General features: G+C 55.9%; 7 protein-coding genes and 6 pseudogenes. 8 read left to right on the forward strand and 5 right to left on the reverse strand.

What is annotated here, in order from left to right:
* The first annotated feature begins 119 nt into the window (after window positions 1–119).
* The 4 genes and pseudogenes from NQV17_RS36960 to NQV17_RS36975 all read left to right on the forward strand — a co-directional run.
* Entirely contained in the window at window positions 120–368 is a 249-nt protein-coding gene (locus tag NQV17_RS36960; RefSeq protein WP_257776033.1) for a recombinase family protein, read from the forward strand.
* Window positions 369–891: 523 nt separating this feature from the next.
* Window positions 892–1,488, forward strand: a complete 597-nt coding sequence (locus tag NQV17_RS36965) for a TetR/AcrR family transcriptional regulator (protein WP_257776034.1) — start codon at window positions 892–894, stop codon at window positions 1,486–1,488.
* A gap of 440 nt (window positions 1,489–1,928) precedes the next feature.
* Window positions 1,929–2,459 (forward strand): annotated as a pseudogene (locus NQV17_RS36970) (chloride channel protein); the annotation flags it as partial.
* Between the two features lie 7 nt (window positions 2,460–2,466).
* Window positions 2,467–2,868: pseudogene (locus NQV17_RS36975) on the forward strand (transposase); the annotation flags it as partial.
* Between the two features lie 202 nt (window positions 2,869–3,070).
* Here NQV17_RS36975 and NQV17_RS36980 read toward each other — a convergent pair.
* Window positions 3,071–3,652 (reverse strand): TetR/AcrR family transcriptional regulator, encoded by a 582-nt coding sequence (locus tag NQV17_RS36980; protein ID WP_257776035.1) that lies wholly within the window; start codon window positions 3,650–3,652, stop codon window positions 3,071–3,073.
* 327 nt (window positions 3,653–3,979) lie between these two features.
* On the opposite strand from NQV17_RS36980, the pseudogene NQV17_RS36985 reads away from it, so the two are divergent.
* From NQV17_RS36985 to NQV17_RS36995, 3 genes and pseudogenes are all read left to right on the forward strand, one after another.
* A pseudogene (locus NQV17_RS36985) lies at window positions 3,980–5,223 on the forward strand (IS5/IS1182 family transposase).
* Between the two features lie 150 nt (window positions 5,224–5,373).
* Window positions 5,374–6,066 (forward strand): response regulator transcription factor, encoded by a 693-nt coding sequence (locus NQV17_RS36990; RefSeq protein ID WP_257776039.1) that lies wholly within the window; start codon window positions 5,374–5,376, stop codon window positions 6,064–6,066.
* A gap of 323 nt (window positions 6,067–6,389) precedes the next feature.
* A pseudogene (locus NQV17_RS36995) lies at window positions 6,390–7,607 on the forward strand (ISL3 family transposase).
* Between the two features lie 261 nt (window positions 7,608–7,868).
* Here the strand turns inward: NQV17_RS36995 and NQV17_RS37000 are convergent.
* The 4 genes and pseudogenes from NQV17_RS37000 to NQV17_RS37015 all read right to left on the reverse strand — a co-directional run.
* Window positions 7,869–13,031, reverse strand: coding sequence for an AAA family ATPase (locus NQV17_RS37000; RefSeq protein WP_257776036.1), 5,163 nt, complete (start codon window positions 13,029–13,031; stop codon window positions 7,869–7,871).
* A 636-nt stretch (window positions 13,032–13,667) separates the two neighbouring features.
* Window positions 13,668–13,819 (reverse strand): annotated as a pseudogene (locus NQV17_RS37005) (IS3 family transposase); the annotation flags it as partial.
* Window positions 13,820–14,062: 243 nt separating this feature from the next.
* Entirely contained in the window at window positions 14,063–15,076 is a 1,014-nt protein-coding gene (locus NQV17_RS37010; protein ID WP_257776037.1) for an IS110 family transposase, read from the reverse strand.
* A gap of 39 nt (window positions 15,077–15,115) precedes the next feature.
* Window positions 15,116–15,614: pseudogene (locus tag NQV17_RS37015) on the reverse strand (transposase); the annotation flags it as partial.
* 540 nt (window positions 15,615–16,154) lie between these two features.
* Here NQV17_RS37015 and NQV17_RS37020 point away from each other — a divergent pair.
* Window positions 16,155–16,595 (forward strand): ACT domain-containing protein, encoded by a 441-nt coding sequence (locus NQV17_RS37020; RefSeq protein ID WP_257776038.1) that lies wholly within the window; start codon window positions 16,155–16,157, stop codon window positions 16,593–16,595.
* The last annotated feature ends 300 nt before the right edge of the window (window positions 16,596–16,895 follow it).

Raw genomic sequence — 16,895 nt, forward strand, 5'->3', positions numbered from 1 at the left:
TGCTCTCGAACTTGGTCACGAACACGATGTACCGGTAAAGTTTCTGTCCTTCGCCCTGGTTGCCCCACTTCTGGCAGTCGGGAAAGAAATCCAGATGTGGGAGGGCGGGGTCTTCGCAGATGGCGTCATTACGGACATCTGTCGAACACCTGATTCGCAACATTGATGAGTTCGTTCTGGCGCGTGTCCGGAGATACAGGGGCAAATCCAAGATTATAGCGCTAGTTAATCATCTTAATGAGCAATGCATTGGCATCATGCCTCTTACCGAAACGATCGACACGCAGTCGTCAGCAGGCTGCTTGTTTCTTCACATGATGACCGCCCTTGCAGATTTCGCGCGCTCGCTCGGCAGCAAGCGTACGTAAGCCGGTCTGACGAGTGTGCGAGCGCGCGGAAGCAGATTGGGATGCCACCCAAACTTGACGCGAGCAATATCACACGAGCACTTGTGCGCTCGGAGGCCCACTCGATGCAAATTGTCGCCGGTCATTTTTTTATATCCATGTGCAAACTCTTAGGTGCCCCATCACTAGACAGAAAGACGCGCTTGAGGACTCGGCGTGACGCGGCGCGGTTCGGTGTTGTGTGGTAACGGCTTCACTGCGGCTCAGGAAGTACGATGCACAAGTCAGAAACTGATTTTATTTTGCAGTTTCCCTATTCCCACCCTTTTACCTTGGTAACGCGACGCGATATGTCCTGTTTCTCAGAGAATTGTTAGCAACGCCCAATAGACGCCGCACCGGCAGCAACCATTCATCCCCGATTTGCTAAAGCCACGATGTTGCCCCTTGAGGCGACTATTGTCATCGTTACGCCGTAACGAAATAGTTGACCCGATCTGTCGAGGACACTATAAACGTCGATTGTTTTCGAGACTGAGTCATCTTGATGATTGAGAACGCGACGCTACTGGATTCTGGCTTTATGGAAGCCGCCTTGACCTGTTTCTCGACTTACGATTTCGAAGAAATCACTATCCATCACATTTCTAACTTCACGGTTGTGCCGCCGACGATGCTGGTCACAGAATTTGGAGACAAGACACAACTGTTTGCTGCTGTGCTCCGCTGGTATGTTGACAACGATTTTGAACTGACGCTGCGACAGCTTCGAAAAGCCCGCCGTCCCGTCGGTGCAATTCTATCCTTCTTTCTAGTGGTAAGCGAACGATCGGTCACCTCGGGAGGTGGCGGCGCAAGGCTGGTGTTCACCACTGCGATAAGTCTCGCAACCCGCAACCCGTCTTTCGCGAGCATCGTTTCGGACGCCATGCAAAAGCTCGAGACCTTTTTTTTCGACTGCGTAGCAGAGGGGCCGGAAACGAGTGACGGGATGACGCGAGCGCCTGCTGAACAGATCGTGAAGCTTCTAATCGGATCCGTTTCGGCCCTGCCTGTTTTGATCCGCGCGGACGGAAGGCATGAGACCGTAGATCAATTCATCAAGTCTGTGGAGCTATTGCTTGAGAGCAAGTTTGACTAGGCGTCGTTAAAGTCTGCAACCGGCATAACAGCAATACATTCCTGCACCAGGGAAGTAAGCAGCCTTGTTGTATCAACTATGTTCTCCGAAATATTCGAGTCAAGGATCGAACCCATTCGGCTCCCAGGCAGAGTGGCGGATGCCCCAATCTCTTCGAGGGAGGCAAGAAATATATATCACACCGAGATATAAAGGATTTATGGCGCGCTGATCATCCTTACAAGGCCCATCCAGTGATTTGCTCCGCTGCGAGCCACCCGCCTCCGACGCTCTGCCGTCATGTTGGTCCTGCGTCGTGCGCGGGCAACCGAGAAAGCTTTCGGCGTGCAAGCACTACGTTACCCGCGAACTCAGGTGACACAGTGGGACGATGAAGCCAAAATCTCGCCGTCCACTGCTCAACCTTCTGCTCTCACGTTCTTAGATACCTAGCCGACGTGATTCACCCCGACACCCACAAACGTGACTTCGCGTCGAACGCTCGACTTTCGGGAGTATCAGTTCTGGCCGCCGCTATCGGGCCGATTGCGACTCTGGCAGCGTTTGTTCTGTTGAACCTAATCCACCTATTCACGAACATCTTTTTCTTCGGCACGCTGTCGCTTACGGAACGCTCCCTCGCGCACAACACTCTTGGCGTCTGGATCACAACCTTGCCGATTGTGGGTCGCCTGGTCGTTGGGCTGATGGTGCGTTTCGGATCCGAAAAGATCCACTGTCGCGGCATTCCAGAAGCCATAGAGGTAATCCTCTTCGGAAAGAGTCGCATGTCTCCGAAGGTCGCGATTCTGAATCCACTATCGTGAGGCATCGTGATTGGTAGCGGCGAACCGTTTGGCGCCGAGGAGCTGATTATTATGACGGGAGGCGCCCTCGTCTCTCCGCTTGCACAATTCATGACGCTCACCGCTGCCGAATGGAAAACGCTTTTGGTCGCTGGCGCTACAGCAGGTATGGCTGCAGTATTCGGAAAACGTTGTTCACCGGCCCGACGATGCGTGTTGCCCGCACTGCGGTGGCACACTCGCCGATCTGGGCGAGGACATTGCCGAGCAACTCGACTACGTGCCTGGCCATTAGCGGGCGATACGTCACCGGCGGTTGAAAAAGGCCTGTACCTGTCGCGACTGCATTGTGCAGGCCGCGGCGCGCAGCCGGCCGATCGATCGCGGCATGCCAGGCGCCGGATTGCTCGCGCACGTCCTGGTCGGCAAATTCCGCGACCACCTACCCCTGTATCGCCAGTCGGTGATTTACGCGCGCGACGGCGTGGAACTCAGCCGCTCGACACTCACGGACTGGGTCAGCCAGTGCAGCGGGTTGCTCCGACCACTCGTGGAGGTCATTCGCAGATACCTGATGGCTGACGTAAAGATCCACGACTCGATCGCCACCCGGCAGACAGACCTTGATGTGTGGCTCGACCAGTACAACAATGAACGAGAGCTTCAGGGGCGCTGATGTTACGGCAAGACGTCGATGCGCACTTTCCTCGATTCGCTCGATCTCGCCAAGGAGAAACTCATCCCCCATTGATGGATCGCTCTTTGTCGGCCCGGCTACCTGCCAGATCGAGTCCCGGCTAATACACCATCAGCGTGACGAGGGCCGAACGGACAATACCTTCGAGCAGAGCACGATCGGGGCGCACTCGAGCAAGCACCCGAATCCCAAGTAAGGCACCTAGTAAGAGGCGGGCCAGGTCGCTCGCAGGAAGTTCAGTCGATACTTCACCTTGTTCCTGACCTCTGGCGATTGCCCGCTTGAAAAAAACCTCGATCTCGACGAAAACGTCCGACACGACTCCCTTCAACTCCGCGCCATCGTCGCCAAGCTCAAGGGCTGAATTCACCAGTAGGCAGCCTTTTCGATCTTTGTCTTTTAGTGAATAGTTAACGACATCTTTGAAAAACGCATCGATCGCACGTACCGTAGAATGATGTTTGCGAATGACACGACCTTCAATGCTTGTCTCAATATAGCGTGCAAGCGCCATCTTAAAAAGAGCACGCTTATCACCGAACGCGTTGTAAAGACTGGCGCCGGTGATCCCCATTGCGGCAGCCAGTTCGCGAACCGAAGTAGACTGGTATCCGTGGAGCCAGAAATGCCCCACCGCCGCGTCGAGCGCGGATGCCTCATCGAACTCTCTGGGGCGCGCCATTCAAACTATCCTTTTGTGTTTAATGTGTAGAGCAAAGTAGGTCGCTACATTGCGCCATTATAAGCGAGGGCGTCGTCGGCCGTAATGGTGGTGCTTCGACCGGGCGCATTGGCATACGGGCAAACGCCTACAACAACCTGACGAAACCGCCAACGCGGCCTCCATTCGGTGTTTATTTTGGTAGAGTTTGCTCCGACTCTACGTAGTCAACCCTGGACGATCCGCGAAGGCCTGTACGGTATGGCTCGGAGGACGTAATTGCGTTGGAGGAATCTCAAGGCGCAGCCATATCGGCGGGTGAATCCCGCAAATCCTGATGGGGTACTGATGGGTCGGAAGACGCCGGTTCCGGAAGGAGATTTCTCCGCCGACCGCAACGCGAGCGGATCAACTTGAAACACTCCTTGGTGTGGTTCGCTGACCTGATCGACAGGGATCCGCTTGGTCAGCGATGTGCGCGAGCTTCATCTCGCGCCGAGACAGGACGGCGACATCGCCGCAGCTGATCGCAGGGGTGCTGTACTTGCGGCACGCATTCGACCTGTCGGCCGAACGCGTGAATTGGCTGAGCTTCGGGATTCGGTAACAGTGAGTGTTCACAGGTGAGACGTACTCGCAGACAAAGCCACCAATCGATTCGTCGAACCTGATGCGATGGCGCGAGCCGCCTGATAAAGCCGGCGTTGACGAGCCTCGAGCGGAGACGATCGAGGCACCCAAGCGGTCCAACGTCGTCAAGAACCCGAGCCTGAACGCGCGGCTGTCGATACGACGGTAATGGAGAAGGCGATTACCCATTCGGCCGATCGGCAGCTGCACGAACGCTGCCGCTAACATCTGGTGCAGGCAGCCGGCCTGCATGGGCCGAAGCTACGACGGAACTACAATCGCGAGGCGTTGCGCTTAGCAAACCAAGTTGGCGACCACGCGAATGCTAAGTAATACACGTGGATGAAGACGGGGCGGCGGACTTTACAGTCATGCGTCGGTCGCGCGACGCGCGACGTCCTGCGACAATTCGATTGCGTCGCGCACCAAAGCTGCCCCGCGTTGGAAGACTGGATTGGCCGCAGCAAGGGGATCCTGTCTCGGAAGCAAAAGGGCAAAAACAAGCTGTATGCCCTACATGTACCGGAAATCGAGCGCCCGGCAAAAGGCGAGGGGCGCAAGCCGCACCGATTCCGCGTGAAGCCATCGATCACGACGACGCACAAGGTAGTCGTGAGCGTGGGCATGCACACGATGCGGGGCCACCCATACGACAGGCACACGCATGCTTCACCATCGATGGGGTGAGGGTCTATCACCCGGGTTTACGACGCGGCATCACACGAGTCCAGCGCCGGATGATCCGCAGGGGCCGTGCGATTGAGCCAGCCATCGACCACATGACGGCGGTCGGCACGCTCGACTGCAATTGGTTTAAGGGTACGCCGGGTGACACACACCATGCAGTGCCGAGCGACACACCAACAATCAGCCGGTGATCCTCGGGGGGACTGCGGTTTTTTTATGCTCTGATTCTCGCCGTCCTGCTCAATCCCGGAGCTCCTGCGCTAGCGACGGCATGACGTCGTCGCGGCGAAAAATGAAATGTTCAAGCCCAACGAGGTAGCATGAGGATCGTTGTCGTGTAATACTTCTCTCCCAAACTAGATCGTCCATCCCGGGCGTCGGGCAATGGCCCACGCGCGGTCAACTGTATTTCAAAGGGAGGAATGATGTTCGCCCATTCTCATCCACCCCAACGAGACGTAGCAGGTAGAACGGAGACCGTACGTGAGTCGATCGTATACATCGTCGACGACGACGAGCCTACGAGGCGGTCTTTGAGCGCCCTTTTCCGTTCTGTAGGCCTGCGCGCGGAGACCTTCGGGTCCGCACGTGAATTCCTATTATTTTCGAAGCCGGCGCTACCGAGCTGCCTCATCCTCGACGTGCGACTGCCACACGAGAGCGGGCTGGAGCTTCAGCAGCAACTTGTGAAAACGGGATTATCTCCCTCAATCATCTTTATCAGTGGGCATGGCGATATTCCAATGACAGTTCAAGCCATGAAGGCAGGCGCGTTGGACTTTCTGGCGAAACCGTTTCGCGACCAGGATATTCTAGACGCTGTCGCCTCGGCCTTGCGCCACGACGCCCAGCGCCTGTTGAAAGAACGCTCGATGGCGGATCTGCGGTACCGGTATGAATCAATGAACGCCAAAGAACGGGCTGTTATGGGCTATGTAGTCGCGGGCCTCATGAACAAACAGATCGCGGCGGAAATGAATCTCAGTGAAATCACGATAAAAACACATCGTGCTCACGCAATGAAAAAAATGGCGAGCCGTACCCTTGCGGAATTCGTCCGCATCGGAGAAATTCTCGGCATCGAGCCGGAGCGGCAGTTTTTATCAAAACGCAGTTGATCGATCCAGTCCGCTTCTTCTTATACGCAGGTATGCTTCCGTTCTCGTGAGCGATACTGTAAATTTTCAACAGACCTAATCGAGCGCAGAACGGCATATCGATCGGCTTCTCAGCGTCGATTCCCACCGCCCCGGGGATCGTAGTTGCGCAACACCTGGATTTTGATCACCGACGACGACGAGTCCGTCCGATTGTCCCCCGTGAGCCTCGCGCGACTTACGGGGGCGAGCACGAAAAAATTGGTTCATCGCAGGAAACCGTGGAGGGTTTGAGAGCGATTGCGTAACCTGACGCCTGACTTTAAGGACGTCAGGAGAGGCAATTGCTCGATCGCAAGGCACTTCAGGCACTGGGCTGCTGGACCGGCTACCGGTTGGAGCGTGTGGAATGGCCGGAAGGCGAAGGCCGTACGCTGTCGCTGTATTTAAAGCCGGTCAGCAAGGTCATGTACTGCGAGCAATGCGGGGCACGCTGCCAGCAGATCCACGAGACGACGGTTCGCCGGGTGCGTGACCTGCCGCTGTTCGAATACCGGGTGGTGCTGCACGTCCCCCGTCGCCGGGTCTGGTGCGAACGCTGCGGCGGTCCGCGACTGGAGAAGCTGGCGTGGCTGGGCCGTTACCAGCGAGTGACGGAGCGATTCGCCAAGACCTGTGAGAAACTGCTGCAAGCAGCCAGCGTGCAGGCAGTGACGGCCTTCTACGATCTGGGCTGGCACACGGTCAAATAGATCAACAAGATGCGTTTGCAAGCACGTGTGGTTGAGCCGGACTGGTCGACGATCCGTTATCTTGCGATGGACGAGTTTGCACTCCATAAAGGCCGTCGATATGCCACGGTAGTGGTCGATCCGATCAGCTGGCAGGTGCTCTGGATTGGATCGGGACGCTCACGCGAGACGGCCCGCGCCTTCTTCGAGCAGCTTCCAGAGGGTGTCGCAGAGCGCATCGAAGCAGTCGCGATCGACATGACCACGGCCTACGAGCTGGAAATCAAGACGCAGTGTCCGCAGGTCGAGGTAGTCTACGACCTGTTCCACGTCGTGGCCAAGTACGGGCGCGAGGTGATCGATCGAGTGCGAGTGGATCAGGCCAATCAGTTACGCCATGACCGGCCGACCCGCAAGGTATTGAAATCCAGTTGCCGGCTGTTGCTGCGCAACCGCCACAACCTGAAGCCCGAGCAGTCCGTGCATCTGAAGGAACTGCTGGCTGCCAATCATCCATTGCCGTGCGTCTACGTGCTACGCAAAGAACTCAAACGGCTCTGGTTCTACCGAAAGCCTGCCTGGGCGGAAAAGGCCTGGGAACACTGGATCGAGCAAGCCCGGCGAAGCGGCATTGCCGCGCTACAACTGATCGCGCAGCGCCTGCAGGGTTACTGGCGCGGAATCCTCGCCCGCCGCCATCCGCTCAATACCAGCGTCGTCGAAGGCATCAACAACACCATCAAGGTCATCAAGCGTCGGGCCTACGGGTACCGCCACGAGGAATACTTCTTCCTCAAGATCCGCGCCGCGCTCCCCGGTATTCCGCGATGAACCAAAAAATTCCCGCCGATACAGAATTCCCTTTCGTTCGACACAGCTGGATAAAGCGCATGTATTCTGCTCGATGTCGAGATGCCGCAATTGAATGGGTTTGACATGCCGGTACGGTTCCTTCAGCCAGGCTATCCAATGTCGGTGATGCTTAACACTATTTTTCTGGCACGATTCGACCCGCGAAGTCGCGATCTCAAATCGCACAAGTTGTTACCGGGCCGAACCACTTGACGCACAGACCTTCGAAAACACGTTGAATCAGGTACTGGCTCCGGATTCAGTAGACGGACGCCATCCTGGTTCGGGAAGCCATACTTCGAACCGAGTTCCGTAAGGACTCAATCGTTCGACAGTCAGTCGACCCGCATGGGCTTGAACGATGGAGCGACATATCGGTAGACCCATGCCCATGCCCTGTGGCTTTGTGGTAACGAATGGCGCAAATATTTTGTCGGCTGAACCCTCCTCTATGCCAACACCAGTGTCCTCAATCACGACCCTTACGCGCCCTTCAACGGTCGAACTCCCGATGAACAGCCGACGTTCACGGTCACAGATTTCCTGCATTGCTTCAATCGCGTTGACTACCAGGTTGAGAACTACCTGCTGAATCTGAACCCTATCGCCCCACACCGTACTCGTATCGGAATCTGTATTCGAAGCGAGCCGGACGGCGTGCTTCTCAAGCTGGCTCCTTGTAACCAACAACACTTCCTCAATAGCATCGTGCAGACCGAACGCTGAAAAGGAAGGGGCAGATCGTTTGCCCAGCGCCCGAAGACTCCGCACCACGTCATGCGCACGAGTACTGTCGAATTGAATTCTCCTTAGCGCGTCCTCGACTTCGACGAAGTTCGGGTCATCACGTCTCATGAACCTCAACGCGGCGCCAGCGCTGGCTGCTATTGAAGCTAGCGGCTGACTAACTTCATGTGTAATAGACGCAACTAGCTGCCCCATCGTAGTAAGGCTCGCTACCCGTGCGAGCTCTTCCCTTGAATTTCGGAGTTCCTGTTCGGCGGCTTTGCGCAACGCATCACTCTGAACAGCGTCAGCATAGAGCCGCGCATTTTCGAGCGAGATCGCGGCTTGCGAAGCAAATACCTCAAGCAGGGTCGTCTTTTCCTCCGTGAACGCGCCCGATATCAGGTTGTTCTCGACATATAGAATGCCGACAAGCTCAGATTGCTTCAACAAAGGCATGCACAACACCGACCGCAGCCCTCGTTGAATAACGTCCCGGTCCCGCGCGAATTCACCAGAACCGCACGCGTCATCAAGAAGCACCTTCTGGCGAGTCCTCGCAACAGTCATGAGTATACCCAGAGGTAGCTCGACTTCCTGAAGCCGACGCGATTCGATGACGTATATGAGACCATCGAGAGACGTCCGCGCTTCAGCTTCTATCCAATATTCGCCTCTCCGATGTAGAGCAACAGCACACCTTTCCGCCCCCGCATGTTCCAGAACATTTCCGATAAGTACCTCAAGAAGTCGAGGCAGGACGATTTCACTGGACAGAGCATGTGATGCAGTTAGCACCGCTCTTGTATCAAGGTGCACTAACCCCGCATCATTCCTGGGCTTCGATCGCTGACGACCAGTAATCTGCAGCATGCGAGCTTCGAGCTCTTGCGCTTTTCCTTCCGCACCCCAATGAAGGTATGCGTATCGGGCATTTCGGAGCAATGCTTCTGCTACAACGGGAAGATTTTGAGTGGAGTAAAAATTCGCTGCCGCTTCGAGCACGACTGCCTCGTTCTGAACGAAATCATTCTTGCGCGCTAGCTCGATCGCCTTTTCATAGAGTAATTGTGCATCGCCATTCCTGCCCTGCACCCTCGCCAGTTCCGCTGCTGCTAGTGCCGCCCGATCGCCGAAATTATCAGGACACGACTCCGCCAGCGACCGGAGGTAATCGTAATGGTTTCGGAGTACGTCGAGATGAGCTTCTCGCTCCCTCTCTTTTGCTGATCGGAAGAATGCTTCGGCTCGACAAATGGCACCGTAATAAGGAAGATCTGCGGTCTCGATGTGTGCAAGCGAGGCGCCAAGCAGCCCCGTCGCTTTCCCTTCAGCTTCCAGCGCCCCCTCCCAATCGCGGAAAAGGACGCAGATCTGAAGTCGATGCACCCAGAACGCAAATGCGCCGGTGCTCGTGCAGGCGGCTCCATGAAGAAGACTCTCGCTCCAGTTCGACTCGAGCCCCTTAGACGCAAATGTCTGAGCGTATGTCCCTCGCAGTGTCGAAACAACCATCAGCTGCGCAAGTATGGTATCAACGACAAGAGAAAATCCTGCACTGCGTGCAAAGTCAACCGCCTCCTCAGCTACACGCATAACCTCTCCAAGCGGTGCACCTGCGAAGAGCAGATTAGAAACGAGATTTCGCTGGGAATAGACTGCAAACGTCAAATCGCAACTATCATATGCAGCCATGATCGCATCTTTAATATAAGGTTGGGCGGACCGGATCGGTCTCGTCCAAGGAACCACGAGGACGCCAAAGCACATGCGCACGCGCGCAGCCAGTCTGTCAAAGCCCTCGTCGGAACTCAACTGGAGTGCTTTCTCGCCAAGGAACAGGCTTCGCTCCACGTCGTGGAAACGAAAAGCAAGAATGCCGGCCGCGTGAACAAACGCATAGCTAGAGGCACTGCAGTATCCCCTGTCGGCGGTCATCAGTGCCATGGTGAACACAAGACTATCGACTAGGTTCTCATTATTGCAAGAGAGCGCCGGTAGAATCAGATCCCCCAACACATCCATCGCGCCGGCCCACATCGGACTAGCTGTCACTTTCCGCCGCGGGCCCGAATCCAGTCGCGCACGATCGATATATTGGATCAGCTTCGCACGATCTCTATCTACATCCTCGTCACCCGGCTCGCCAGGCACGACGATGCCGAGCTGGGCTAGGTAAGATAGTCCTATATCGATCGCGACACGTTGCCGGCCTTGCGTCGTGTACAGGGCAACACTAAGCCTTGCCACACTGGACCTCAATACAATGTCAATGTCAGACGACCACAGACGCTCCAATCTTGCCTCGGCGCTTACCAAGTCGGCGGTAACGAATTCGCATTCAGCTCGGTGAAACTCGATCAGACCCGCAATGTTCGAGTCTTCTACGTCTCGCAGGAGGAACGACGCAGCCTGAAGATATGTGATTGCGGCGCGATAGTCCGCCGATTTCTTGGCAAGGATCGCCACTTCGAGATTCAAGCGCGCGTAACGCAGTTTTTCGTCACCATCCTCAATAAGTTCGGCACCAAGGTTAATTTGATTCGCGGCGGCAAAAAGCACCTCTCGCCGTTCGGGCCGTACACTCGCGAGCCGTATTCCCACTGTAACGTGCATTTCCTTGTGTCGCCGGTCCCGAACGAGGGAGTTGTACGTTGCTTCGCGGATCCGGCCATGCAAAAATGAATACGCAGACGCGTTCCGCCGGACCAGCCCCGTACGCTCAGCCTGAATGAGTAAGGTATGAACGCTGCTCTCTTCAATATCTGCGGCTATGGCTAGAATCTGAGCCGGGCTACTATCTCCTAGGCATGCCAAGCATCGCAAAAGGTTCAGCGTTGCATCAGGCAACGTTTCCAGTTTATCGAGAAGCAACTCCGCTACATTGGAGGTGTATTTGCTGGCACGCGCCTTCGACAAATCCCACATCCACGAAGAACTCTCCGAGTCAAACCATACGAGTCTTTCGTCCAGCAACATGGACATAAACCGTATTACGTAAAACGGATTTGAACCCGTCTTTGTCTGAATCAAACCGGATAGTGGAACTGATCTAGCCAGCGAGCAGCCCAATATGTCGCTGACGAGGCAGTTCACGTCAACGAACGCCAACGGACCGAGGGTGATTTTTGTAGTGGGAACGGAAGAGCTGTCAAGTACGGTCTGTACATGTTGCGGAGCCTGCGATCCTTCACCACGCAACGCAAGAACCAGTAACAGGTTGCGCAGGTCTTTCGCCTGCAGCAGGCGCTGCGCCACACTTAGAGTGTCGTTATCGGCCCACTGGAGATCGTCGAGGAAAAGGATCAGCGGACGTCGATCGGCCGAGAAGCACTCGATGAATTTGCATATAGCATCGAAGAGTCTGTCCTGGTCGGCCGGGGCAGCCCCGTTCGTCGCGTACGGAAAATCGTCGACGATTAGATTCAGCTCGGGCAAAAGCGAAAGCAATAGTCCGATCGAGGGACCGAGCGCATCCCGAACTTTCTCGGACCACGCGGCAAATTCCCGTCCCTCAACTCTCAACTTGTTATGAAGTAAATCCTTTAGTGCCATCGCGAGACAGCCATACGGTGTCCCTTCTTCCACCAGCCCGTGCTTTCCCGCCCCAAACCAATGAATCTTTTCGTCGAGCGTTCGCTCGAAATGACGAACAAGCGTAGATTTTCCTGTTCCAGACGCACCGAATAGTGCTATGCACCGCGTCTGGCCATCAGCTAGCACACCCTCGAATGCATCGCGCAAAGCATTTAGTTCACCGACACGTCCGTATATGCGGTCGGACGCATTGAGCCTTCTCACAGCGTTCGCATGATCAATCGGAAACCATTTGAGCTCGGAATTCTCTCGCCACGCTGCATGACACCGCAATAGGTCTCCGAGCAAGCCATCGGCTGACGAATATCGGTCGTTCGGATCCTTGGCCATCAACGTCGCGATGATTTGTGAGAGCACCTTTGGGCAGTCACGCCTGACTGCGCTCGCTGGCGACGGTAACATCGCGAGATGAGAAAGCACAGCACTAGGCAAATCGTCCACTGGAACCGGCGAAGAGCCGGTAACTAGTTCATATAAGACACAGCCGAGGGAGTACAGATCCGCACGCGCATCAACTGGCCGATTGATCGTGCCGCATAGTTCGGGAGCAACGTAATGCAGTGACGTGCTCGAGAACAGGGCAAGTGAACGGTGATCCGCACCCAAGACCATCGCGTTGCCGAGGCCGGTCAGCCAGGCTCGTTCCGCGCGCCAGTTGAAAAGAATGTTTTCAGGTGCCAGGTCACGATGCACAATTCCTTGTGCGTGCATCGCCGAGACGGCGCGCGCGAGCGCGATGGCGACCGTCAACAATTGGTCAATTGCAAGTCGTGCGCCACAGCTTTCTCGAAGCACGTACCCACCGGGATCCGAGAGCGTCAACTGGATCTGATCAAGACGGTGCGAGAGCTTCAGAGGCCGCAGCGCCCATGGTCCTGTCAAGGTGTCCTTCCGCTCGTGCTCAGCCCGCAGGACCCAAGGCTTTCCAGACTCCTTATCGAGAGACGTCGTCGCAAGCAGAACCGATTCCTTCGCCCCGTTCCACCTGCGGTACAGTTCAATCTGCCCCGCGCGAAGCAGAGTCATATCGAGGGTAGCTGGTTCGTTCATTTTAGCTCGGCGGATATCAATCGCGGTCACGTCGACGGTCCGTACTCGATGTGAGTGTCCGTCCTCCCGGACGTAGCCGCCATTTTATTCGATGCGTTCTAAAATGGCGCAAGTATTTTTACATTGCAGCACTGAAAAAACCGACCTTTCGCTCTTTGCGGAGGTCGACCTGGCTGAGGCGATCGCACGATCACACACGTGGTCAGGTTTTCTTACGTTATGCTTGCGGAGAAGACCAATTCACAGCGCCTCGACCTTTCTCGGATGAGCGCGAAGGCATCGCCAGCACGCCTGACTGACATCGCCGCCCCTGAACGCGCGTCTTTCACGCCATCGAACCTGCATTTCCGAAAAAGATCTCGGTCGAGCTTCTATAACGCCGACCTGTGCGATCGTTCCGTGATTCTGCGACGCACGCTTTTTTCGCCACAGTCGTGCCCAACAGCGGTTTCGATATACAGACGTATGTTCGTTGCCTGGCGCACATGTACTTATGATCCGGTTGACCAGAAGGCGCCAGAAAACACGGCGGCGTGAGATCATGTTTGTCGACAGTGAGTCCGTCGTCTGACACACGAGTGTTATCTCACACGTGCTTCGCTGAGTCGCGAGTTCAACATTTACGATCTCTCAATTCTGAGTCTGTTTCAGAAAATGCGAGATGATGTCCACGATCGTGAGTGTGCGCAAGCGCCGACCATCAAACAGCGCTGCGCTCACTGATTGCTTAGCTGCCGGCGTCTGGCCGACTTGTTGCGTCGAGGTCGTTTGTGGCGCAACGAAAGCCCCGGTTCGCGGTACACGCGTTCGACGCGCTTATCGTCTAATTGCTGTCAATAGTTCGTCCTCCCGGAAAGGGTTCGGACCAGCCGTTTCCTTGTCGTCTTCGTGGTCGCTTTCGCGCCACAACGTGCCGTTAGATGGTCGCTACAACGTTCCGATGTGATTACCGCGGTTTTTCCGCAAAGCGCGTCAAGGAATCGTTGCGGCGACGTAATCAGCCTGAATGAACCAGTGCGACACTTGCACAAGCGAAGCGAGTTACGAGCGCGGGTACTCGGTTATCCCGGGTAGAATTCCTTCCCGCTTCTCCACATTGAGAGTAATAGCGTGACCAGTTTGCGCGCGGTTGCGACCAGCGCTTTGCGCAAGCCGATCCTGGGGATTAGAGATTGCGCCCAGCGTCTGAGTGCGCAGTCGCGCTTGTGACGCAGTATCAAGGCCGACGCCGCCTCGAACAGCATGTGTCTGGTGAGCCTGCAGCCTGTCTTGGATATTCCACCGTTGTGGTCCACCTCGCGTGATTGATACTTCTTTGGCGTCAGCCCGAGATACGGGCCAATGTCGCCGACACGGCGGAATCGTTCCGGATTGTCGACTGCAGCAGCAAATGCGACTGCCGTTGTCACGCCGACGCCCGGAACGGTCATCAGGCGTCGACAGGCATCACTTGCGCGTGCAATTCGCTGGAGCGCGCGGTCGGTTTCGCGAACTTGCCCGCCAATATGCCTCCAACTGTCGAGCAGGATACCGATCACCCCGCGGATCAGTGATGCCGATGGCGTACGCTCTTCGACGAGCCTCTCGAAAGTGCTACGTGTTCCTGGAGGCAGCACAACGCCGAAGGTTTTGAGCACACCCCGGATCTGGTTGTACAAGCTGGTGCGCATACTGATCAGTTGGCTACGCGCGCCGAGGAGTAGTCGGACTTCATGGCTGGCAATACTCTTGATTTCGACCGCGCGATACCAGCCACTACGCGTGAGTTGCGCGATGCCATGAGCGTCGTTGCTATCGGTCTTGTTTAGCTGCGTTGCGAGCGTGGCATGGACATGGCGAGCATGAATGCAATCGACAGGAACATTCCTTTCGCGCAACCCGTGATAGAACCACACCGCAAGCGGCCCCGTTTCCATACCAACGCGTTTGATTTCACGAGCCTGCTGCTTGATAGTGTCGGCGATGGCATCAGGATTCGGAGCTACAGTTCCACGCCAGACCACACTGCCGTCCCTGTCAACTACGCATACCGTTGTCGCCTTCTGCGAGACATCGAGACCCACATACGTTTCCATGGCAACCTCCACCGTTAGCCGGAGAGACAATTACAGCATGTGGTTGTCTCGCCAGCCTTCCCGGCGAAGCATCACGTACACGCGTGGCGCACCGTAATGCACCCGCACTTCCGTGATCTCCTTGATGCGCATCTCCAGCGCGCTTTGATCCCGCGCGACCGAGTCGTAGCGGTAGCCCGCGCGGGACAGCTGACACAACGCACAGGTCTGTCGGTAGCATGCGCCAAAACGCCGCATTAGGTCCGTGACCAGTTCACGGCGCCGGGAAGGCTCCAGAGCTTTTTGACAGCACGTCCTGCAGCATGGCCTTGTCCAGCGACAGGTCGGCCACGAGTCGCTTGAGCTTCGCGTTCTCTTCTTCAAGCTGCTTCAGACGGCGCAGCTCTGAGGGCGATAGTCCACCGTACTTCGTCCGCCAGTTGCAAAACATCGCGTCGCTGATCCCCTTCTTGCGGCAGACCGCCGCGACCGGCGTGGCCAGCTCGACCTGCTTCAACGCATAGGTGATGTGTTCTTCGGTGAACTTGCTCTTCTTCACGGTATGACCTCCTGATCTCGATGACAACGTCATACCGGAATTTCCCACTTCCAAATGAGACAGTTTTGTAGGCTAGGGTCACGGAACTTAACCGCCGCGCATTTAGGTATGGTTGCCCACTGAGCTTCACGACGGCGTCGCACACAGCTCACGTGGGCGGATTTACTTGTAGTTGAGATCCAGTCATCTTTGACATGATCTGATGGTCATACAGTGTCGTGCATTTTCCCACTACCAGCAATGCGCGGAAGGTATAGGCGTCATATGCTCAGGTATGAGCCCGCAATACGTTTGCTCTTTGTACACTTATCAGATACGCCGCCTCGTCGAGCAGCAGTGGCAGATTCGGGATCGAGGTCAGTCGGCTTGCCTGACAACTCAACTTCTGAACAACTATCAGTATCCGACCGATAAAAAATACGCCTCCACAGTCATTTAATGGCAATGCGACTTGAGGGCAACATGCTTAGCTAATGCTTCGTGGCTATAAGCCAGACCGCTACTCGATCGTGCGATTTGGTCTTTATGGGATATGACAACATGCACGAGAGAACTACGAATCTGAGGACACTGATCGCCTCTATGTCTCCGGTCCTCAATCGCGAGCGCGTCGCGTTCGTAAGTCTTGCTTTAGGCGAACTGGCTCCAGAGGGCATTCCGGGAAGCGCAATTATTGGGACATTCCGGGAACACGAAGGACTTACTGTGTTTGTAGAACTCGGCGTAGCAGAACGATTCAATTTACGGATATCGTTTCGTGCCGCATGGATCACCTTGCTGCTTCGCTCTGACCTGCCTTCCGCAGGCCTCACCGCCGCATTTTCCGGAGCGCTCGGTGAAGTCGGTATCAGCTGCAATGTAGTCGCCGCGACCTATCACGATCACATCTTTGTGCCCCTGGAAGCCGCCGACGACGCAATGTGTGTCCTTGAGCGACTTCAACGCGACGCCGCGAGTCACGATGGTACGACACTACAGTGATCGGCGACGCACCGCATACGGCAACCGCTTTCGTTTCTACCTTGGTGCGGCGTCTAAATCGAAACCCGACGAGCCGCTAGACGTCGCACCGCCGTGGGTCGATCCACTGGTACGCGGAGGCACGCCTACTGAAGTAATGCGGGCGACCGCAAGTGTCTCACCCGTGCAGCAACCACCAGAACCAGAGGAGAAGACGCCGCCCGAACACCTCGAACCAAACCAGGTCTGCATAGAGCTAAGGCACTCATGCACTTTAATTTATCCCTTAACCCCATAGGAATCACCATGGCCAACGCCGTT

Source organism: Burkholderia sp. SCN-KJ, from assembly GCF_024656005.1.
Classification (GTDB): Bacteria; Pseudomonadota; Gammaproteobacteria; order Burkholderiales; family Burkholderiaceae; genus Burkholderia.

Bases quoted from the DNA above. Each gene is read 5' to 3' on its own strand.
- NQV17_RS36960 (WP_257776033.1), top strand. From the start codon at position 120: ATGGCGTCATTACGGACATCTGTCGAACACCTGATTCGCAACATTGAT.
- NQV17_RS36980 (WP_257776035.1), bottom strand. From the start codon at position 3,652: ATGGCGCGCCCCAGAGAGTTCGATGAGGCATCCGCGCTCGACGCGGCG.
- NQV17_RS36990 (WP_257776039.1), top strand. From the start codon at position 5,374: ATGTTCGCCCATTCTCATCCACCCCAACGAGACGTAGCAGGTAGAACG.
- NQV17_RS37010 (WP_257776037.1), bottom strand. From the start codon at position 15,076: ATGGAAACGTATGTGGGTCTCGATGTCTCGCAGAAGGCGACAACGGTA.
- NQV17_RS37020 (WP_257776038.1), top strand. From the start codon at position 16,155: ATGCACGAGAGAACTACGAATCTGAGGACACTGATCGCCTCTATGTCT.